The sequence below is a fragment of the Nocardia sputi genome (assembly GCF_023501985.1).
The window spans coordinates 1-20061 of record NZ_JAMFLC010000010.1 but is presented as its reverse complement, the minus strand read 5'-3'; the positions used below and the strand labels follow the sequence as shown (position 1 = coordinate 20061).

The window sequence follows — 20061 nt, the reverse complement described above, 5'->3', positions numbered from 1 at the left end:
TGGCGAATGGGCGCCTCGGCGACCGGAGACCGTTCGTGCGTTCCGGTCGGCGCGTCGGCGCGTGACGACGACCGGTGAGCGGTCAGCGCGGTGGCGCCGAAGGCTCGGCATCCTCCGACCGGCCGCCACCGGCTCGTTCGGCGCGTTTCGGCCGGGGCAGCGCCGCGACTCCTACCGCGACGATCGCGACCAGGGCGGGCAGTTGCACCAGCAAGGACCCGCCCATATAACCCTCGGACGAGCGCCATGGACCGGTGGACAGCACGGCGGCCGACAGCATCGTGCCCACACCCGCGACGACGACGAGGGCCCGGGCGGGGAGATACGACGTCCAACGATGCGCGGCCAAGGCGATCACTGTGACGCCCGCGCCCACCGGACCGGCGATCACGGTGGTCGCACCGGCGAGTCCCACCGCGCCCAGCCAGCGGCGGCCCCAGGTGTCCGGCACTTCGCCGCGCGCGTCGGGGGCAGGGGAGTGCGTGTCGGCGCGGACCTGCTCGGATTCGACCGCATCGGTGCGGGTCGATCCGCGGCCGCGACGGGGGACGGCCAGGACAGCGAGCGGCAGGAGCAGCAGCAGGCCGCCGAAGATGCCGAGGCGATACCAGCGATCGACCGGGAAAGCGACCGTCACCGGGCCGGTGGCATCGGCAGGCAGCAGCCAGGCCTGCCGCCAGCCGTCGACCACCACCGGTTCGAGCGCGCGCCCGTCCGCGCTGGTCGCGCGCCATCCGACGTTGGTGCTCAGCGGCAGCACGAGCAGGCGGGTTCGGGCGTCGGACACCGGCGGAGCGGAGGTTTCCGTCCCGGAGCGGTTCAAGCGCAGCCGATCCACGAAGAACAGGTCCGTCGGCCCGACCGCCACGTCGGCCCGGCCCTGCGGCAGCGCGAGCTCGCCCGGTGCCCCGGACTCCGGCTCGGCCGCGTCGTCGGTGCACACCCGGGCGGGAACCGGTGCGCCGGAACGCAATTCGCCGACGGTGGCGGTGACCGTGGTGCGCAAAGTGCGCCCGCCGGCGTCGATCGTCGGGCCCAGCGCACACGGGACGGTGATCTCGCGGTCCAGTGGCGCGGCCGTGGGGTAGTCCGGCCCCAGGACCGCCACCTCCGCCAGGCCGGACGGCTGGGTCTGCACGAAGCCGAGCGCGGTCTTGTCCAGTACCGGCCGCCAGGTCCGCATGCTGAGCTCGATGCGATCGGTCACGGTGGGGTGCAGGGAGATTCGCGTCGGCGCGCCCGGATCGCCGTCGTCCAGCTCGCGCACTTGCGGACCGTCACCGAGATTCACCGTCACCGAGGTGGGCGCCGCGGGCAGGCCGCCGAGCGATGGGGTCAGTTCCAGGCCGGTCACCAGCACGGGCTCGGGCAGCTCGATCGTGAGGGTCGGCCTGCCGCCGGTCAGTTCGCGGACCGAGTCCTCCGGTGCGGTCCAGCTGGTACGCGGATCGCCGTCGGTCGCGGCGAAGGCGGCGCCGCGCAAATCGCCCACGTCGGCTTTGCCCCTGGCCACCGGGCGGGCGCGGTCGGTGAGCAGCGCCTCCAGGGCCGGACCCTGCCTGGTGCGGACGGTCAGTTCCGGGAAGACCGCCATCGGCTCCGGAACGGTCAGCGTGCGCTGGAACGTGCCGGGCTCCTCCGGCGCCAGGGCCAGACCTTTGCTGCAACGCACCCGGTCGGGCGCGTCGAAACACGCGCTGCGGCCGGGGAATTCCTGGCCGAGATCCCACGCCCGCACGCGAGCGTCGGCTGGACCCGACGGCACCACGGTCCGGTGCCGGATGTCTACCCGCACGGGCGCGTCGCGCTGCGAATAGTCGTCCAGCGCGAGTTCGCTGAGGCCGAATTGCCCGCCGCCGGAGCCGCCTTCGGTTCGAATGGCGGTGATGGTCAGCCACTCGGTGCGGCCCGCGGGCAGTGAAACCGAGACCGGCACACCGGGTTCGGAGACCCGGACCGAGACGGTGCCGTTCGCGGTGCGCACTTCGATCCACTTGATCGGGTCGCCGATGGCGGCCGAACTGGTCGTCATGCTGAGCTGCCCGGCTCGGATGGGGCGATCGAGATCGAGCCGGAGCCACTGGCCGAGGGCGCGTTCGATGCCGTTGCTGATCCACGCGGTGGCCGGGTCGCCGTCGACGACGGCCGCGGTCGAACTGCCCGGCGCCGCTCCGCCGAGCTGGGTGGCGTCCGCGGCCGAACTCGACGCGGTGATCGTGGCGCCGGACCATTCACCGCGCACCAGTTCCGCGCCGGGCACGAGATAATCGGGCACCAGGTTGTGCGTGCGGCGCGCGTCGTCGGGGGCGCGCAGCGCCGAGTTGTGATTGTCCACCCGGCCGAAATCGGCTTCGCGATCCATCGGCGTGTCCGTGACGGTCACCGGGCCGATCGGCAACCCGGCCTCGGCCGCGTCGGCGGCGAGCAAGGTGAGGGTCCGGTTGGCGCCCGGGTCACGATGCATTCGCTCGAGCACTTCCGGTCCACCCTGGACGACCGGAACGTCCCCCAGCGGAACGGTGTACGCGCCGGGGAACGCCTCCGGTGCGCCGGTTCCGCCTCGTACCTCGGCGGGCGTGCCCGGTCCCGGCGCGTCCACCCGGTAGATCTCGATGGCCGGGTACGGCGGGCGCAGGTCGCCGTCGGCCACCAGGTCGTCGGCGATCACCACGGATTCGATCGGATCGCCGAACTCGGCCACCTTGCGCAGGCCGGGCGAGCCGTCGAGCGCCTGGTGGGCGAGTATCGGCCGGGTCGAGCGGGAAGTCTCCGGGTCGAGGTCGTTACGCAGGACGACGACGCCGATGCCCTGGGCCGTCAGTGTCGCGGCGAGCCCCGCCGAGGGCCTGCCGTCGGCGATGAGCCGCTGCACCGAATCCATCGCGCGAATGGTGCCGGGCGGGTTCAGCGGCACCGCGTCGCGGACCGCCCAGGGGGTTTCGGCCAGCGCTTGCAGCGGTTCGTCGCGGGTGAGTCCCCAGACCTGGCTGCCGAAGGGAGCGCCGGGCACCACCAGAGCGCGGGTGTCGGCGGCGTTGTCCGCCAGCCAGTCGGCGGTCTGCTGCCAGTAGGCGGGCACGTGGTCGTAGGCGCCGCGCGGCGCGAGTCTGCCGGTCCAGGCCAGTGAGGTGGACAGGGCGAGCGCGGTGAGGATCAGCGCCGCGACCGCGACCGCGCGGTCCCGTTCCGGGTGCGCGAACGCGCCGCGCCAGACCGGCAGCGGCGCGGAGGCGGGCAGCGGAACCCGGGCGAGCAGCTGAGCCAGCCCGAGCACGAGCGGGATACGGATCAGCGGCTCCAGCTTGTGCACGTTGCGCAGCGGGGCGCCGCCGGAGTCCAGGAAGACGCGCACCGACTCCGCGAACGGTCCACCCAGCTCACCGACGAATCCGGCGCAGATACCGACCAGCCCGACACACAGGATCAGCACGAGCCTGCCGCGATACGGCATGGACCGCAGAGCCAGGCCCGCCATGCCCGCCGCCGCGACCAACCCGGTCGCCAGCACCGCCGCAGGCTGGGTCACCAGCACCGCGCCCGCGATACGCTCCGGCGAGACGAACGGCGTCCAACTGTCGGTGCCGCGCAGCACTTCGCCCAGCGACGCCCACTGTGTGGTCACGCCCGAGGACTCGATGTAGTCCAGGAACGGTGGGCTCACCTTGCCGAGCAGCAGCAGCGGCACCACCCACCAGAACGTGGCCAGCACCAGCAACGGGATCCACGCCGCGGTGAAACGCCACCACCGCCGGTTCGGCCGGTAGGACGCCCACCACAGCAGAGCGGGCAGGAAGGCGGCCACCGTCGCGACCGCGTTGACCGAGCCCATCAAGGCCAGCGCCAGCGCGCTTCCGGCGGGCGAGGCGGCTCCGCCCCGCCGCCGGTCGCGCCGGGCGACGCCGAGCGCGGCGGGCGCCAGCAGCACCCACGGCGCCAGCATCATCGGCAGCGTCTCCGAGGAGATCGACCCGATGGTGGTCAGTACCCGTGGCGACAGCGCGAAGGCGAGCGCGGCGACGACGCGCGACCCGCGCGTCCCGATGCCCAGCGTTTCGCAGAGGCGGACGATCCCCCAGAATCCGGCGAGCAGCAGCAGCGCCCACCAGATCCGCTGCGTCACCCAGGCAGGCACGTTCAGCACATGGCCGAGCGAGAAGAACGCACCGTGCGGGAAGAAGTATCCGTAGGCCTGGTTCTGCACCTGGCCCATCGGCGCCTGGCTACTCCACAGATGGCTCGCGCGTGCGAGAAAGCCGAGCGGATTCTGCGCCAGGTCGTATTTCGTGTCGGCGACCGTGAGGCCGGGCGCCTGCGCGAAGGTCAGCAGGAACGCCGCGACGACGGTCGCGGCGAACCAACGTCTGCCCAGCGGCGCGGTGCTGTGCTGCCCCGGCGCCACGGGCGATCCGAGCGAGTCGGCGGGTGAAGCGGAGGTCAGCGGGTCAGCGGCTGCCGTACTCAACGTTGTTCAGCAGCGAGGAGTCCTTGTCGCCGCTGCGGTCGATGTCCGGTCGCGTGTTCTGCTGGATCGCCATGGTGATCAGGAAGACACCGATGACGCCCAGCACGGCGCCCGCGACGGCACTCGCAACACCAGGGACAGCAAACTTCATCGCGGCACTCCAATACGTCGATGCAGGCACGTTCCCGGTCAACCTAGCAGGGCGTCCGGTATTTGTATGCGTTCAGGCCGCCGAATCTCCGGCGGCTTGTCCGGCGGACCGCCGCCTGGAGCGCACCGAGCAGCTCGGCACGCTGCTGCCGGACGGTCCCGATCGGGCGCTTCAGCGCGAGGGCAGAGCGCAGTGCAGCGCGCCGAGGAGGGTGCGCAGTTTCGCGGTCGTCTCGTCGAGTTCCGCCTGCGGGTCGGAGGCCGCGACGATGCCGCCGCCAGCGTGCGCCCGCACGGTTCGGCCGTCGGCCGAGAGTTCCGCACAGCGGATCGCGACCACCCAGGCGCCGTCGCCGTCCGCGTCGCACCAGCCGACAGCGCCGCCGTAGAACCCGCGGTCTTCCTCGATCTGCGTGATCGTGTCCAGAGCCAGATCGGTGGGGGTGCCGCAGACCGCGGGCGTCGGGTGCAGCAGCAGCGCCAAGTCGAGTGCGGTGATCGTGGCGTCGCTCAGGCGGCCGGTGACCGGCGTCGCCAGGTGCCACACCTCATGGGTGCTGACCAGCTCCGGTGTGTCAGGAATCGACAGTTCGGCGCAGATCGGGCCGAGCCGCTCCCGGATCCAGTCGATCACGAACGCGTGCTCGTCGCGATTCTTGGTGCTGGTCAGCAATTCCCGGGCCTGGGCGGCATCGGCATCCGGGTCGGGCAGCCGCGGCGAGGTGCCCGCGAGCGGGCGCAGCGTCACGATGTCGCCCTGCCGAGCGATCAGCACCTCCGGCGTCGCCCCCACCAGGGTGGCGCCGGGGCGTCCGGCGGGCGTCAGGTCGACCGCGAAGACGTTCGCGTGCGGATGCCTGGTCAGCAGGTGCCCGGCGACGACTTCCGGGTCGAGCGCCGAACGCGCCTCGGCCAGCACCGAACGCGCCGCGACCACTTTGCGGAGTGGTTGCGCGGGATCGTTGAGCTGCTCGACCAGCTTCGTCACGCGCGCCACGTGCTCGGCCGGGCTCGGTATCTCGGCCACCACTCGCACGTCGGGCAGATCCGGCAGCGCGGCGGGCCGCCAGGGACCCGCCGTGTGCTCGGCGTGCTCCGGCACACACAGCGCGGCGGGCTTGCGTGGATCGAAGGGCAACGCACCGACGACCAGCTCCGCGCGGCCCTCCCGCAGCGCTGCCCGCGCTTTTCGCGCGTCGTCGAAGAAGACGCGGCTCCCATGACCCCGAACAACTCCGTCGGCCCGAGCAAGCAGGAACCCATCCATGACCCCAACCTAACCCCGTCGACGCGCCCCATCGCGCTGGAGCGATCCAGATCTCACGCGTGCGCGGCCGGGGAGTTCTTGCCCGGTGGGACCAGCAGAACGGGGCGGTGGCAGTGCTTGAGGACGGCGTCGGCGACGCTGCTGTGCAGGAGCGCGCGAATCCCGGTGGCGCCACGGGTGCCTGCGACGATGATGTCGACGTCCAGCTCGTCGGCGCAATCGACGATGGCGTTCCAGATGGTCGTGGTGCATTCGGCGGTGCGCGCCTCGGCGTTCAGTCCCGCCGACTCGGCCAGCCGCACGCCCTCGGCGTTGGTGGCGCGCGCGTCGACGTAGGCGATGTCCTCGAGCTGGTCGTCGGGCACCCATTCCGGTTGCATGACGCCCGAAAGCCCGGACAGGCGAGCGGCTTGACGCACCATGGGCTCCCAGGCGGTCAGCACGATGGCTCTATTCGCGCTGAGGAATCGCCCGGCGTATTGGACGGCGCGTTTGGCGTTCTCCGAGCCGTCGTAGGCGATGAGCATCAGATCGCAGGGCACGATGACCTCCTGGGCAGGCGCATGCCGACACCATGAGGTTACCCTCGGCGGCGCGCGTCAACCGGCTCGTTTTCCGGCTTCCACCTGCGAGAACGCGGGCCGCGACCAGCCCGGCCGCGGTGATGTCCGGCGTATCCCGTCCGAGCATGAGCGGCGGCAGGCGGCGCGCGGCCGGCGCCGGCGCGCTGCCGGAGGGCGGCGACACGAAATGCTCGGCGCCGCCGGTGATATCGCTCCGAGGCGGCCCCGCGCCGGGACGGCCATTCGGCGCCGCGCGCGAGTTACCTGCCCGGTAGGGCTGGAGCGACTGCGGTCGCGCACCTCGCGACGAGTACGGTTGGCCTCTATGCGGAAGACGCCTCTGCTCGTCCTCGCCGTTCTCGCCGCCGTCGCGACCGCCTGCTCGAACGGCGGCTCCACCGAGTCGGCCTCGTCGAGCACCACCACGCCGGAAGCGACCACCGCAGCGATCCCGGCTACCGGCTCGGCGCCCCCGGACTGCAACGCCGGATACCTCGCGCAGTTCACCACCCGCGGGAAACTCGCCCAGTTGCTGACCGTCGGCGTCACCGGCGCCGCCGACGCCGCCGGCGTGGTGCGCGATGAGCAGATCGGCGGCATCTTCGTGGGCGGCTGGACCGACGAGGCGCTGCTCGGTTCCGGGCAGATCACGCAGGTGACACAGGCCGCCAAGGTACCGCTGATGGTCACCATCGATGAGGAAGGCGGCCGCGTCTCGCGGGTGCGCGACCTGATCGGCCCGGCTCCGTCGGCGCGGGAGACGGCCCAGACCATGAGTCCCGAGCAGTACTACAGCGCGACGCTGGCCAGGGGTCGGGCGCTGAAGGACCTCGGCGTGACGGTGAACTTCGCCCCCGATGTCGACGTCAGCTCCCAGCCCGACGACACGGTCATCGGCGACCGCTCCTTCTCCGACGATCCGGCGGTGGTCACCCGCTACGCGGACGCCTACATCCGGGCTATGCGCGAGGTCGGCGTCGGCACGGTGATGAAGCACTTCCCCGGCCACGGTTCCGCCTCGGGCGACTCGCACACCGGCGCGGTGCGCACCCCGCCGCTGGAGCAGATGCAGACGGTGGACTTGGCGCCGTTCCGCGACCTGGTCGGTTCGGGCGCCGCCGTCATGGTCGGTCACTTGGACGTGCCCGGACTGACCACACCGGACGTCCCCGCCAGCATCAGCCCGGAAACGATGCGTTTGCTGCGCGAGGGCACCGGTTACGGCGCCGCCGCGTTCCAGGGACCGATCTTCACCGACGATCTCGGCGGCATGGCGGCGATCACCAGCCGGATGTCGATCGAAGACGCCGTCGAAGCCGCGCTGCTCGCCGGCGCGGACAATGCCCTGTGGATCACCACCGATGCGGTGCCTCAGGTGCTCGACCGGCTGGAGCAGGCCGTGTCGAGCGGGCGCCTGCCGATGGCGCAGGTGGATGCCTCGGTGTTGCGCATGGCCGCGTTCAAAGGTGCGCTGCCGCGCTGCTGAGCGCGCCGCACGGCCGAGTCGGGCGACTGGTGAGCAAATCGGACCGCCGGAACTTACCTTGGAGTAATATATGAGATTCACCTGTGGTAGGAGTGTTGATGGCGGGCGGTACGAAGCGACTTCCGCGGGCTGTACGCGAGCAGCAGATGCTCGACGCCGCCGTGGAGGTCTTCTCGCGTAAAGGCTTTCACGACACGTCGATGGACGCGATCGCCGCCGAGGCGAAGATCTCCAAGCCGATGCTCTATCTGTACTACGGCTCCAAGGACGAGCTATTCCGTGCCTGCATCCAGCGGGAGGGGCTGCGGTTCATCGAATCGGTCGCGCCCGCGGGCAACCCGTTGTTGACGCCACACGAGCAGGTGCGCACCGCGCTGGAGGGCTTCCTCGGTTTCGTCGACCGCAACCGGCGCTCCTGGCAGGTGCTCTACCGGCAGGCCATCGGCCAGCAGGCGTTCGCCTCGGAGATCGAGAACGCGCGCGAACGCGTCATCGAGCTGACCGCCAAACTGCTGGAGTCCAGCGCCAAGCACGCCGAACCGGGGACGAACTTCGACGTTGTCGCGGTCGCGGTGATCGGCGCGGGCGAGGCCATCGCCGACCGGCTGGCCAGTGGCCGCATCGAAGTCGCCGAGGCGGTCGACCTGTTGGACGACTTGGCCTGGCGCGGCCTGGCGGGCCGGAAGAAAACCGAGTAGCCCGCCTTTTGCCCACCCTGGTTGCCTCCGCGCCGCCCTCCTGCCACAGTGCGTGAGTTCGCAAAACGCGGACCGGCTCATTCGATCGAGCCGGGAGAAACGGGGCGGAAGTGTTCGGGTTGCTCAGGCCGTGTGCGCACGGCGCTCAGAAGTACGGAATCGATGCGGCCGAGTGGCGTGCGCATCTGTGCGGTTTGTGTCTCGGGCTGCGGGACGGGCACGGTCAGCTCGCCCGCGCCACCACCAACAAGGACGCGCTGGTGCTGAGCATGCTCACCGAGGCGCAGTCCGGTTCGTCGGCACGCACCACCGCGGCGCCGTGTCCGCTGCGGGGAATGCGCCGCGCGTCGGTGGCCACCGCCGATTCGCCCGGCGTTCAGCTCGCCACCACCGCCTCACTGCTGTTGGCGGCGGCCAAGATTCGCGACCACGTGGACGACGGCGAGGTTGCCGCGCTCGCCCGCGCGCCGCTGGCGAAAGCCGCGACGCGCTGGGACCGGGAAGCCCGCGCGGGCGCGGAGCGGATCGGTCTCGACGTCGAACCGCTCGTCGCGGCGCTGAACGCGCAGGTGCGACTGGAGCAGGAGGCGAAAGTCGCGGTGGGCGGTTCGGGCAGGGCGGGGTCGGCCGGGTTCGAGCCGGAACCGCTTGCCGCTTCGCCGCATTGGCGCTCGGCGATGGGGCCGTCGGCCGATCCGCTCGACCGCTTGACCGCGCCGACCCAGCTGTGCGCCTCGTCGTTCTTCGCGCACACCGCCGTGCTGGCCGACCGCCCGGGCAATATCGATGCGTTGCGGCAGGCAGGGTGGGAGTTCGGCCGGATCGCGCATCTGGCCGATGCCGTCGCCGACTACGACGACGACGCCACCCATGATCGCTTCAACCCCCTCGCGATCACCGGAATCACCGTGCCCGAGGCTTACGACCTGCTGCGGCAATCGAATTCGCGCCTGCGCGCGGCCGTCGCGGCGGCCGAGCTGAGCCGGGTGCCCACCGTCCGCTGGATGCTGCTGGACCCGCTGACCGCGGTGCTGCGGCGGCTCGGTCACGGTCTGGGGACCTTCGCCGCCCACACCTGCTCGGCGTCGCCCGATACCGAAGGCTCGCCGCGCGCCGAGGTTCGCGCCCGCGTACCGGGAACCGGGAGCCGTCCGCCGACCCGTCGTCCGGGCGTCGGCGAATCCCTCGCGCTCATCCTGGGCGGCTACTGCACCGGGTACGCGTGCTGCGCCGACCACACTCAGCCGTGCACCGGCGAACGCAAGGACGCCTGGATCAAGAATTGCGACTGCGGCGATTGCGGCGAATGTGACTGCGGCTGCTGCAATTGCGGTGACTGCGGCTGCTGCAACTGCAATTGCGACTGCTGATCCGCACCCGCAGAGCTCGCCGAACGCACTGAGCCGCATCCCGATTCACCCAGATCGGGATGCGGCTCAGCGGATCGTTCAGCGCAGGGTCGCCGTCAGATGCGGGTATCCCTTCTTCGGGTGGCGCAGTGCCAGATCCCAACCACCTTCGGCCTGGTCGGCATACACGTTGACGGTGGAAGGCAGCAGAATCGGCTTACCGAACTTGACCGAGTACGTGGTGTGTTCCGGGATGCGCCCCTCGACGGCGCCGAGGATGGCCGCGGCCGACCACATGCCGTGGGCGATCGACCTCGGGAAGCCGAACGCCTTGGCGCCCAACGCCGAGGTGTGGATCGGGTTGTGGTCACCGGACGCGGCGGCGTAGCGGGTGATCGTCTTCTGATCCACCCGCAACGTGCGCAGCGGTGGCGGCGGGACCTCGTCGGGCTTCGGCTCCTGCTTCGGCCCGCCCGACAGCGAGGTGCGCTGCTGGTGTAGGAACGTGGTGACCTGGTGCCACACCAGTTCCCGCCCCACCTTCACATCGCTGATCGCGTCGACGAGCAGCCCCTTCGGGTGCTCGCGAAGGTTCTCGATGTGCGTGCGGATGTCCAGCGGCTCGCTCACCGAGATGTCCCGGGTGCGCTCGATGACGTTCTGCGCGTGCACCGCGCCCACCGCCACGAACGGGAAATCCCGCGCCACCACCAGCTGCATCGCCAGCGGGAAGGTCAGGATGAACGGATAGGTCAGCGGCAGCGCGTCGCCGAACCGAAGACCGGTAGCCCGGCAATAGGCGGCCAGATGATCCGGATCCACCCGCAGGCCCTCGAGCTGCACGGCCCGGTCCGGCAGCGTCGGCTTGCGCGCCGAGAGCAGCGGCACCGCACCGAGTGCGGCCTTCGCGAACAGGCGGCTGTTCTTCGGCGGTTCGGTGAGGGCGATCACCTGCGTCTTCTCTCGGCCTGCCTGCGCCTGGGTCATCATGCTCCGATCAGGCTCTGCCCGCAGACCCGCACCACGTTGCCGGTCACCGCGTTGGAAGCCGGGCTCGCGAAGTAGGCGATGGTCTCGGCGACGTCGACGGTCTGACCGCCCTGCAGCAGCGAACTCATCAGCCGGCCCGCCTCCCGGGTGGCCAGCGGGATGGCTGCGGTCATCGCGGTCTCGATGAAACCGGGCGCGACGGCGTTGATGGTGATGTTCTTCTCCGCCAGTTTCGGCGCCTCGGCGTCGACCATGCCGATGACGCCCGCCTTGGAGGCGCCGTAGTTGGTCTGGCCGCGGTTGCCCGCGATGCCCGCGATCGAGGACACGTCGATCACGCGACCGCCCTCCTTCAGCGCGCCCCTGGCCACCAGGCCCTCGGTGATCCGGTGCGGCGCGGCGAGATTGACGTTGATGACCGCGTTCCAGCGGCCCTCGTCCATGTTCGCCAGCAGTTTGTCGCGGGTGATGCCCGCGTTGTGCACGATGATGTCGATGCCGCCGAAACGCTCGGTGGCGAACTCGGCCAGCTTCTCCGCCGCGTCGGGCGCGGTCACGTCGAGCGCGAGCGCGGTGCCGCCCACTTTGTTCGCGGTCTCCGACAGCGCTTCACCCGCTGCTGGGATGTCGGCCACGATCACCTGGGCCCCGTCGCGGGCGAACACCTCGGCGATGGTCGCGCCGATGCCGCGCGCCGCGCCGGTGACCACGGCGACCTTGCCGTCCAGCGGGCGGTCCCAGTCGGCGGGCGCGCTCGCGTCGTCCTTGCCGACCCGGATCACCTGGCCGTCGACGAACGCCGACTTGGCCGAGAGCAGGAAGCGCAGGGTCGACTCCAAGCCGGTCGCCGCGGCGGACGCATCCGGGTGCAGGTAGACCAGCTGAGCGGTCGAGCCGCGCAGCAGTTCCTTGGCCACCGAGCGGGTGAAGCCCTCCAGCGCGCGCTGCGCGATCTGCTGGTCCACGCCGGACGCCAGCTCGGGCGTGGTGCCGATGACCACGATGCGCCCGGACGGGGTGAGGCTGCGCAGGGCGGGCTGGAAGAATTCGAACAGCTGCGAGAGGTCCTCGATGGTGCCGATGCCGGTGGCGTCGAACACCAATGCGCCGTACTTGGTTTCGGGGCTGAGCGCGTCGGCGAAGGTGTAGTCCGACAGCAGCGCGCGCACCGGCTCGGCGACCCGGCCCTTGCCGCCGATCAGCACCGGGCCCGGCAGCGCGGGCTCGCCCTTGACGTAGCGGCGCAATGCCTCCGGCTTCGGAAGGTTGAGCTTGCTGGCCAGGAACGCGCCAGGTGCGGAGTGTACGAACGATCCGTAGAGGTTGGGAGCACCCTTGCTCTTGCTGGCTGCCACTATTCCTACCTTTTCTGAGTTCAGTCTCTCGGGTCTGGGGTAGCCCCGGCGTGGTTTGCTGGCGCACATTTGCGGGGTACGTGTCGACATTAAACTTACTCCAGAGTAAGTTTAATGTAAACAACCGCGACGGGGCGCCGATCAGCGTGGAATGTCCGCGCCGGACCGGGCCACCGGGACATCCATCCACGAGACCTTGGAGACTCGAGTGACTAGCAAAGCCCGTTCGGCGAAGAGCACCGCCAATACCGGTAAGACCACCCGCCCGGTCGCGATCGTGGGCGGCAACCGGATTCCGTTCGCTCGCTCGGACAAGGCGTACGCGCACGCCTCCAACCAGGACATGTTCACCGCCGCGCTGGACGGTCTCGTCAGCCGCTTCGGCCTGCAGGGCGATCGGCTCGGCATGGTCGTCGGCGGCGCCGTACTGAAGCGGGTCGGCGAGCACGGGCTGATCCGGGAGAGCGTGCTCGGCAGCAAGCTCAGCCCGTACACCCCGGCGCACGACCTGCAGCTGGCCTGCGGCACCGGGCTCCAGGCGATCGTCACCGTCGGTGACGCGATCGCCGCGGGCCGCATCGAGGCCGGCGTCGGCGGCGGCACCGACACCACCTCGGACGCTCCGATCGGCGTGAGCGAGGGCATGCGGGAGTGGATGCTCGACGCCAACCGCGCCAAGACCAACAAAGACCGCCTCAAGCTGGTCGGCCAGCTGCGCCCGAGCATGCTGGGCATCGAGATCCCCCGCAACGCCGAGCCGCGCACCGGGTTGTCCATGGGTGAGCACGCCGCCATCACCGCCAAGGAGTTCGGCATCCCGCGCGAGGCGCAGGACGAGCTGGCCTACCTGTCGCACAAGAACATGGCGGCCGCCTACGACCGCGGTTTCTTCGACGACCTGATCACGCCGTTCCTCGGTCTCACCCGCGACGACAACCTGCGGCCGAACTCCTCGATCGAGAAGCTGGCCACTCTGAAGCCGGTCTTCGGCGTCAAGGCGGGCGACGCGACCATGACCGCGGGCAACTCCACTCCGCTGACCGACGGCGCCTCCGCGGTGCTGCTGTCCAGCGAGGAGTGGGCGGCCGAGCGCAAGCTGCCGATGCTGGCCCACCTGGTCGACAGCGAGGTCGCCGCGGTCGACTACATCCACGGTCCCGACGGCCTGCTGATGGCGCCGACCTACGCGGTGCCGCGCCTGCTCGCCCGCAACGGCCTGACCCTGCAGGACTTCGACTACTACGAGATCCACGAGGCCTTCGCCTCGGTGGTCCTGGCCACCCTGGCCGCGTGGGAGTCCGACGCCTACTGCAAGGAGCGCCTCGGCCTCGACGGCGCGCTCGGCTCGATCGACCGCAGCAAGCTCAACGTCAACGGCTCGTCGCTGGCCGCGGGCCACCCCTTCGCCGCCACCGGCGGCCGCATCGTCGCCGCCACCGCGAAGATGCTCGCCGAAAGGGGCTCCGGCCGAGCCCTGATCTCCATCTGCGCCGCGGGCGGCCAGGGCGTCGTCGCCATCCTCGAGCGCTAGACCACTCCTCGCAGGTAGGCATCGAAGGCGGTATGGGTTCGAAGAAGCGGACCCATACCGCCTTGCCGTCTGTCCGCTGTGAGAACGGTGAGCGTATTTCGCCGATCGCTGCGGGGCGGGCTCCCATAGGTCGGGGAAGAGGTTGTTGGCGGCAGTAATCCGCCGATTTCGCGGACCGGGCCGTAGTCCGCCGCTCTCGGGCTCATGCGCGGAGCGGAAACCGCCTCATTTCCCGGGCAGTTCGATGTGCCCTCCGAAAGCTTTGCGCATCGCCGAGAGCACTTTGTCCGCGTATTGGGCATCGCCTCGGGAGGAGAAGCGCGCGAAGAGGGCCGAGGCCAGGACGGGTACGGGTACGCCGGTGTCGATGGCGGCATCGACGGTCCAGCGGCCCTCTCCGGAATCGGAGACCCGGCCACTGTAGGAATCGAGGTTCGGGTCCGCGTGCAGCGCGGCCGCGGTGAGGTCCAGCAACCAGGAGGCGACCACCGAGCCTCGCCGCCACAACTCGGTGACCTCGGGCACGTCGATGTCGTACCGGTAGTACTCGGGGTGCTCCAGCGGTGTCTCCTCCGCGGAGAACTCGCCGGGGTGCTCGGCTCCGTAGTTGGCCTTCTGGAGGATGTTCAACCCCTCGGCGTAGGCGGCCATCGCCCCGTACTCGATGCCGTTGTGCACCATCTTCACGAAGTGACCCGCACCCGCGGGCCCGCAGTGCAGGTAGCCCAGTTCGGCGGTGGACGGCTCGCCGGTGCGTCCAGCGGTCCGTTCGGCCGCCTCGAGGCCCGGTGCGATGGACTTCAGCAGCGGATCCAGGTACTTCACCGGCTCGGTCTCTCCGCCGATCATCAGGCAGAAGCCGCGGGCCAGGCCGAACACCCCGCCCGAGGTGCCGATGTCCACGTAGTGGATGCCCTTGGGTTTCAGCTGCTCGGCGCGCCGGATGTCCTCGTGATAGCGGCTGTTGCCGCCGTCGATGACGATGTCGTCCGGCTCGAGCAGTTCGGCGACCTGTTCGATCACCGCACCGGTCGCGCCGGCGGGAATCATCACCCACACCACGCGTGGGGTCTCGAGCATGCCGACGAATTCGGCGAGATCGGTGCTGCCGCGGAAGTTGTCCCCGAGCTCGGCGCGCAGTTCGTCGATGTGAGCGGAGTGACGTTCGTACCCGACGGCGGTGTGTCCGTCCCTGACGATGCGACGCACGATGTTGGCGCCCATCCGGCCGAGGCCGATCATTCCCAACTGCATGCCATCCATCTCCCTTGTATGCGAAGTCTTGCGGCGGGTCGTCCCCCCTCTCGATTCTCCCCGCGTGGGATCGGTCACGGTTCGTCCCGCGGGTGTAACGCCCCTGGCGGCACACCGATAAACAGGTCGGCTCCGCGCAGTTGCCAGACCCCCGACCCGGCAACTGCGCGGGCCTCTTTGTGTGGTGTACCCGGTTCTTTGCGCGGGATTTGCTCTACGCCCGAGCTGTGCCGACCGCTGTCGGTAGGGACCACTATCGTTGGCGGGGACTCGCATCGTGCGGGTCCACAATTCCATGGAACGGGGAGGACGGTTCGTGACGAGCCAGCCGAGCACCGGAGGACACGGCCCACACCCTGGTGGCGAAGTCGGACGGCGCCAGCTCCTCGGGGCGGAGCAACCCCAAGGATCGGACCGGTCGGTCGCGTGGAGCGGCGACGCGCAGCCTACTCAGCCTCTGCACACTACCCGGCGAGGGCCCGTGCCGCCCGCACCTCGCCGTGCGCCCGCGCGTCGCCCGATCTCCACTCCGCCACCGAAGCGCCTGGACACCGCGCTCGTGCGCCGGGCGGGTATCGCCGTCGGCGCCGTCCTGGCGGTCGCCGGTCTCGGATACGCGGTGGACTGGGTGCTGTCCGCGGGTGAGGTGCCGCGCGGCACCGTCGTCGCGGGCGTCGACGTCGGCGGCATGGACAAGTCCGCGGCCGATGCCGCTCTGCGCGCCGAACTCGATCCGAGGACGAGCCGGGAACTGCCGCTGCGCATCGGCGACGTGCAGACCCGCATCGTGCCGAGCGCCGCCGGACTGGCCGTGAACTGGGACGCCACCTGGTCGCGGATCGGCTCCCAGCCGCTCAATCCGTTCACCCGGCTCGCCTCCTTCTTCACTACGCGCGACGTGGCGATCGTCAGCGCGGTCGACGAGCAGGCCATGGATCGTCAGCTGACCGAGCTGCGGGTGCACGACCGCCCCTCGGTGGAGGGCACCATCACCTTCGACCGGGCCAGACCCGTCGCGGTGCCGCCGGTCCCCGGACGAGTGCTCGACGCCGCCGCCGCTCGTACGGAATTGGCCGACCACTGGATCACCGGGACGACGCTGGATCTCCCGGTGGTTCCCGCGCCATTGGGCGTGCGTCCGGAAGCCGTCGACAAGGCACTGCGCGAGATCGCCCAACCCGCCGTGCAGGCGCCGATCTCCTTCGCCGGCAAGGGCGGCGCGGCAAGGCTCGATCCCGAGCAGATCGCCTCCGTCCTGACCTTCGCGCCGGACGGGCAGGGTGGTCTGGCAGTGTCGGTGAATCAGGACGCCGCGATCGGACTGCTCGCGCCGCAACTCGCCACTACGGAAGTGGAGCCGAAGGACGCGACGTTCGCGGTGTCCGGTGGCAAGCCGTCGGTGGTCCCCGCCGTGGTCGGCGACAAGATCAACTGGCCGAAGACCTTGGAACAGTTCACCGCACTGCTGGTCGCCCCGGGCGAGCGGACCGCGCAGGCGGTCTACGAGCGCATCGAACCGAGACTGACCACCGAGGCCGCGCAGGGTCTCGGCGTGATCGAGACCGTCGGATCGTTCACCACCGGTGGTTTCAGCGGCCCTTCCGGCGTCAATATCCGCACCGTGGCCAGGAAGGTCAACGGCGCGATCGTCAAGCCGGGAGAGACGTTCTCGCTCAACGAGTTCACCGGTCCGCGCGGCACCGCCGAGGGATATGTCGAGTCCGGCATCATCGACCACGGCCGTCCCAGCACCGCCGTCGGCGGCGGCATCAGCCAGTTCGCCACCACGCTCTACAACGCGGCGTACTTCGCCGGCCTCGAGGACGCGGGCCACACCGAGCACAGCTACTACATCTCCCGCTACCCCGCCGCCCGCGAGGCCACCGTCTTCGACGGCGCGATCGACCTCGCATTCCGCAACAACTCGCAAACCGGCATCTACATCGAGACTTTCGCGACCGACTCGGAAATCACCGTCCGCCTGTGGGGCACCAAGACGGTCGATGTCGAATCCATCACCGGCGAGAAGACCAAACCCACCGAACCCAACACGATCACCTTGCCCAAGGGCAAGGACTGCATCGCCTCCGAAGGCGCACCCGGCTTCACCATCTCCGACACCCGCGTCATCACCGACCGCAAGACGGGACGCGAAGTCTCCCGCAAGACCCGCACGGTGAAGTACGACCCCATTCCCATCGTGAAGTGCGAGTGAGGAAACAGCGGCGAACGCACGCCGAGCGAATCCGCTCCGTCCCGCGCTGGACAGGGCGGATTCGCACTTTCACAACGGTGTTTTCATCAGCAGCACGTTGTACTGGGTGTGCTGGGTGACCAGGAAGTAGAGGTCACGGCCGGTTTGGTAGGGGTAGATCATCGGCGCGTAAGCCGTGGGGAGGGAGCGGGCTTCGATGAGGACGCGAGGCTCGCTCCACGGCCCTTCCGGGGCGGACGCGGTGCGCAGGACGACGTTGTTGGCCGGGTCGGTGGTCAGCATGACGTACTGGCCGAGGTGTTCGTTCCACATGACAGAGAGTTCCGCGACGCCGCCGAGGATCGGGGCCGCGGTCTTGGCGTCGGTGGGCTTCCACGCTTTGCCGTCCCAGTACTCGTAGGCGTCGATGTCGGCGATCTGGGCTTCTTTCGCGCGGGAGACGAAACCGGGATTGTTCCGGCCCGCCGGCGTGCCGTAGCGGTAGATGTAGCCGCCCGCCTTTAGGAAGGCGTTCTGCTGGAAGTTCTCGTGGCCGTCGACGTTGGCACGGCGGGTGTGGGTGAGCTGCGACCACGTGGTGCCGCCGTCATGGGAGGCGGCGAGGGTGGAGAAATTGGTGTGCCACCTGCCGTGATCACCCCATTCGCGCACCGACATCATGCTCATGTACTGCACGCCGCCCACCGAGATGCCCGCCGTGGGAATCAGGCTGATCTCGATGCCGGGGATCTTGGGGCTCGGTAACGGGTTGGGCACCACGTCGTCGAAGATGATGCCGTCGGCGGGGTCGTGCGAGGAGCTGCGGAACAGCACGTTGCTGGTCCAAGCCCAGAGGCTGCCCGCGAGGAGGTTGGGCACGCCGATGCCCGCGCTGTCGCCGAAGGCGGTGATCATCCGGCCGTTGCCGTCGTCCCACATGATGCCGAGGTCGGTGCCGAGCACGTTGACCGCTTGCGTGCGATTCGGGCTGTCCATGCCGGTCACCTGGAACACCGCTTTGGTCGGGCCGGGCAGCTCGGGCAGGCCGTGAATGCCGTTGAGCGCTGGGATCGGTATGACGTTGTTCGGGTCTGCTCCGGCGGGCGCGGCGGCGGTCAGCGCGAGAACCGCGGTGAGCGCGCCGGCTCCGGCGAGTGCGGACAGCGATCGAGTCATCCGGCAATTCCCTTCTCGTGGGACGCAGTCTGCTGGGTAATTCTGCCTGCTCGCCGCCGCGATGTCGCCTACATCGACGCGTGGGCTCCGCGCGTTCGGCCGATCGTCACCAGCCGGTGCAGCCACCACGGGCGTTCCGGGAGCTCGGGGCTGTAGACCCGCATGCTCATCGAGCGGATCCGGCCCGTGGCGAGTTCGCGTACCCGCAAACTGCGGCGGGGGATGTCGGCGGCGCGTACTTCGGTGGTCCACATACGGTCCCAATCGGGGGAGCGGCGGCAGCGTTCGGCGATCTGTTCGACGCGCTCGCGCGGGGCGAGCGGAGACAGGATGCGGAAGGCGTCCACGAGCAGGTGCGCCTCCACGGCCCAGTCCACCATCACCCGCCGGGCCGCCGCGTCGAGAAACATCCACTCCAGCACGTTCGCTCGGGCGACAGCTCCGGGAAAGGCGCGTTCGTAGGCGGAATTGGCCTCCACCAGATCCTGGGTCGGCATCCGCTGGTAGCAGGCCGGGTCGGGAAGGCTGTGCAGGTCGGCTCGGTCGTCCGGGGTCGGCACGTCGGGGCCCGGTCCGTAGGCGGCGGTGAAGAAGCTGGGCAAGGTCAGCACGACGATGTGCTTGCGATACCAGATGGGCACCTCGAGCGCGTCGAACAATTGTTGCAGCAGCGCGTGATTCGGCGAGACCGCGCCCGTTTCGACTTCGTCCAGCACCGCCTCGGCGAGGCCGGCGCGCTGGGCGAGTTGGGTCGGTGTCAATCCCGCGGCGAGTCGTCGTTCGCGCAGATAAGCGCCGATGCCAGTCGTGTTGCGCGTCACCTCGGGCACCCCTGCCGACAATCTTCGCGTCGAACTGTGTGGATCGGGAGGTTCCTGCTGCCCTCCGGGAGCACGCAATCTACCGGAGAGAATCGGCGCCGAACGGCGATCGAATGTCACGAAACGACAAATCTAGACGACAAAGGCCCGGAGAAGATCTCCGGGCCTTTGTGCCGTATCGGTGGTGCGAGCGTCAGAACGCGGCTTCGTCCAGCTCCATGATGTCGTTGTCCAGGTTGGACAGCACGGCGCGGGTGGCGGTCAGCTCCGGCAGGATGTTGCGCGCGAAGAACTGCGCGACCGCGACCTTGCCCTGGTAGAACGCCTCGTCGGCGCCGGTGGCGCCGTTGTCCAGCGCCGCGATGGCGACCTCGGCCTGGCGCAGCAGCTGCCAGCCGATCAGCAGATCACCCACCGAGAGCAGGAAGCGCACCGAACCCAGGCCGACCTTGTACAGCTCGCTCGGCTGCTCCTGGGCGCCCATCAGGTGGCCGGTGAGCGTGGCGGCCATGGCCTGCACATCCTCCAGCGCGGTGGCCAGCAGCTTGCGCTCGCCCTTCAGGCGGCCGTTGCCCGCCTCGGCGTCGATGAACTTCTGCACCTGTCCGGCCACATGGGCCAGCGCGACGCCGCGGTCACGGGCGATCTTGCGGAAGAAGAAGTCCTGCGCCTGGATGGCGGTGGTGCCCTCGTAGAGCGAGTCGATCTTCGCGTCGCGGATGTACTGCTCGATCGGGTAGTCCTGCAGGAAGCCGGAACCGCCCA

The 20061-nt window shown here is 69.8% G+C and carries 15 protein-coding genes; 5 read left to right on the top strand and 10 right to left on the bottom strand.

Annotated elements, in window-relative coordinates:
• Window positions 1–82: 82 nt before the first annotated feature.
• The 4 genes from M8859_RS15775 to M8859_RS15760 all read right to left on the bottom strand — a co-directional run bounded on the left by M8859_RS15775 (window position 83) and on the right by M8859_RS15760 (window position 6421).
• On the bottom strand, window positions 83–4399 hold the full coding sequence (locus M8859_RS15775; RefSeq protein ID WP_249644460.1) for an alpha-(1->3)-arabinofuranosyltransferase: 4317 nt from the start codon (window positions 4397–4399) through the stop codon (window positions 83–85).
• A gap of 43 nt (window positions 4400–4442) precedes the next feature.
• The gene (locus M8859_RS15770) at window positions 4443–4613 is read right to left on the bottom strand and encodes a DUF2613 domain-containing protein (protein WP_159923225.1); all 171 of its coding nucleotides are present in this window, start codon (window positions 4611–4613) and stop codon (window positions 4443–4445) included.
• 171 nt (window positions 4614–4784) lie between these two features.
• Entirely contained in the window at window positions 4785–5879 is a 1095-nt protein-coding gene (locus M8859_RS15765; RefSeq protein ID WP_249644459.1) for an isochorismate synthase, read from the bottom strand.
• Between the two features lie 53 nt (window positions 5880–5932).
• A complete protein-coding gene (locus M8859_RS15760; RefSeq protein WP_159923221.1) occupies window positions 5933–6421 on the bottom strand; it encodes a universal stress protein in 489 nt (162 codons plus the stop codon).
• Between the two features lie 346 nt (window positions 6422–6767).
• Here M8859_RS15760 and M8859_RS15755 point away from each other — a divergent pair, with 346 nt between their 5' ends.
• The 3 genes from M8859_RS15755 (at window position 6768) to M8859_RS15745 (ending at window position 9996) form a co-directional block, all read left to right on the top strand.
• On the top strand, window positions 6768–7928 hold the full coding sequence (locus M8859_RS15755) for a glycoside hydrolase family 3 N-terminal domain-containing protein (RefSeq protein WP_159923219.1): 1161 nt from the start codon (window positions 6768–6770) through the stop codon (window positions 7926–7928).
• A gap of 98 nt (window positions 7929–8026) precedes the next feature.
• Window positions 8027–8626 carry a TetR/AcrR family transcriptional regulator gene (locus M8859_RS15750; protein ID WP_040870930.1) on the top strand — a complete coding sequence of 200 codons (600 nt, stop codon included), beginning with the start codon at window positions 8027–8029 and terminating at the stop codon, window positions 8624–8626.
• A gap of 110 nt (window positions 8627–8736) precedes the next feature.
• The gene (locus M8859_RS15745; RefSeq protein WP_249644458.1) at window positions 8737–9996 is read left to right on the top strand and encodes a DUF5685 family protein; all 1260 of its coding nucleotides are present in this window, start codon (window positions 8737–8739) and stop codon (window positions 9994–9996) included.
• A gap of 78 nt (window positions 9997–10074) precedes the next feature.
• On the opposite strand, the gene M8859_RS15740 is transcribed toward M8859_RS15745, so the two are convergent.
• Window positions 10075–10965 carry a MaoC family dehydratase gene (locus M8859_RS15740; protein ID WP_223519429.1) on the bottom strand — a complete coding sequence of 297 codons (891 nt, stop codon included), beginning with the start codon at window positions 10963–10965 and terminating at the stop codon, window positions 10075–10077.
• Window positions 10962–12320: a 3-oxoacyl-ACP reductase gene (locus tag M8859_RS15735; RefSeq protein ID WP_159930576.1), complete on the bottom strand. Its 1359-nt coding sequence runs from the start codon at window positions 12318–12320 to the stop codon at window positions 10962–10964. The genes M8859_RS15740 and M8859_RS15735 overlap by 4 nt, the downstream gene beginning before the upstream one ends.
• Window positions 12321–12528: 208 nt before the next feature.
• On the opposite strand from M8859_RS15735, the gene M8859_RS15730 reads away from it, so the two are divergent.
• The gene (locus tag M8859_RS15730; protein WP_249644457.1) at window positions 12529–13851 is read left to right on the top strand and encodes an acetyl-CoA C-acetyltransferase; all 1323 of its coding nucleotides are present in this window, start codon (window positions 12529–12531) and stop codon (window positions 13849–13851) included.
• 225 nt (window positions 13852–14076) lie between these two features.
• On the opposite strand, the gene gnd is transcribed toward M8859_RS15730, so the two are convergent.
• Window positions 14077–15105, bottom strand: coding sequence for a phosphogluconate dehydrogenase (NAD(+)-dependent, decarboxylating) (gene gnd, locus M8859_RS15725; protein WP_159930578.1), 1029 nt, complete (start codon window positions 15103–15105; stop codon window positions 14077–14079).
• Window positions 15106–15586: 481 nt separating this feature from the next.
• Here gnd and M8859_RS15720 point away from each other — a divergent pair, with 481 nt between their 5' ends.
• Window positions 15587–17320 (top strand): VanW family protein, encoded by a 1734-nt coding sequence (locus M8859_RS15720; protein ID WP_249644456.1) that lies wholly within the window; start codon window positions 15587–15589, stop codon window positions 17318–17320.
• Window positions 17321–17389: 69 nt separating this feature from the next.
• On the opposite strand, the gene M8859_RS15715 is transcribed toward M8859_RS15720, so the two are convergent.
• The 3 genes from M8859_RS15715 to M8859_RS15705 form a co-directional block, all read right to left on the bottom strand.
• Window positions 17390–18475, bottom strand: coding sequence for a glycoside hydrolase family 183 protein (locus tag M8859_RS15715; protein WP_159930580.1), 1086 nt, complete (start codon window positions 18473–18475; stop codon window positions 17390–17392).
• A gap of 68 nt (window positions 18476–18543) precedes the next feature.
• Window positions 18544–19296, bottom strand: a complete 753-nt coding sequence (locus M8859_RS15710) for a helix-turn-helix domain-containing protein (protein ID WP_159930581.1) — start codon at window positions 19294–19296, stop codon at window positions 18544–18546.
• Window positions 19297–19489: 193 nt separating this feature from the next.
• The coding region (locus M8859_RS15705; protein WP_249644455.1) for an acyl-CoA dehydrogenase C-terminal domain-containing protein at window positions 19490–20061 on the bottom strand (572 nt) is incomplete at its 5' end.

What these genes read in the sequence shown, in the direction of transcription:
- M8859_RS15740 (WP_223519429.1), bottom strand. Translation starts at nt 10,965, where the DNA reads ATGATGACCCAGGCGCAGGCAGGCCGAGAGAAGACGCAGGTGATCGCC.
- M8859_RS15715 (WP_159930580.1), bottom strand. Translation starts at nt 18,475, where the DNA reads ATGACTCGATCGCTGTCCGCACTCGCCGGAGCCGGCGCGCTCACCGCG.
- M8859_RS15750 (WP_040870930.1), top strand. Translation starts at nt 8,027, where the DNA reads ATGGCGGGCGGTACGAAGCGACTTCCGCGGGCTGTACGCGAGCAGCAG.
- M8859_RS15765 (WP_249644459.1), bottom strand. Translation starts at nt 5,879, where the DNA reads ATGGATGGGTTCCTGCTTGCTCGGGCCGACGGAGTTGTTCGGGGTCAT.
- gnd (WP_159930578.1), bottom strand. Translation starts at nt 15,105, where the DNA reads ATGCAGTTGGGAATGATCGGCCTCGGCCGGATGGGCGCCAACATCGTG.
- M8859_RS15770 (WP_159923225.1), bottom strand. Translation starts at nt 4,613, where the DNA reads ATGAAGTTTGCTGTCCCTGGTGTTGCGAGTGCCGTCGCGGGCGCCGTG.
- M8859_RS15755 (WP_159923219.1), top strand. Translation starts at nt 6,768, where the DNA reads ATGCGGAAGACGCCTCTGCTCGTCCTCGCCGTTCTCGCCGCCGTCGCG.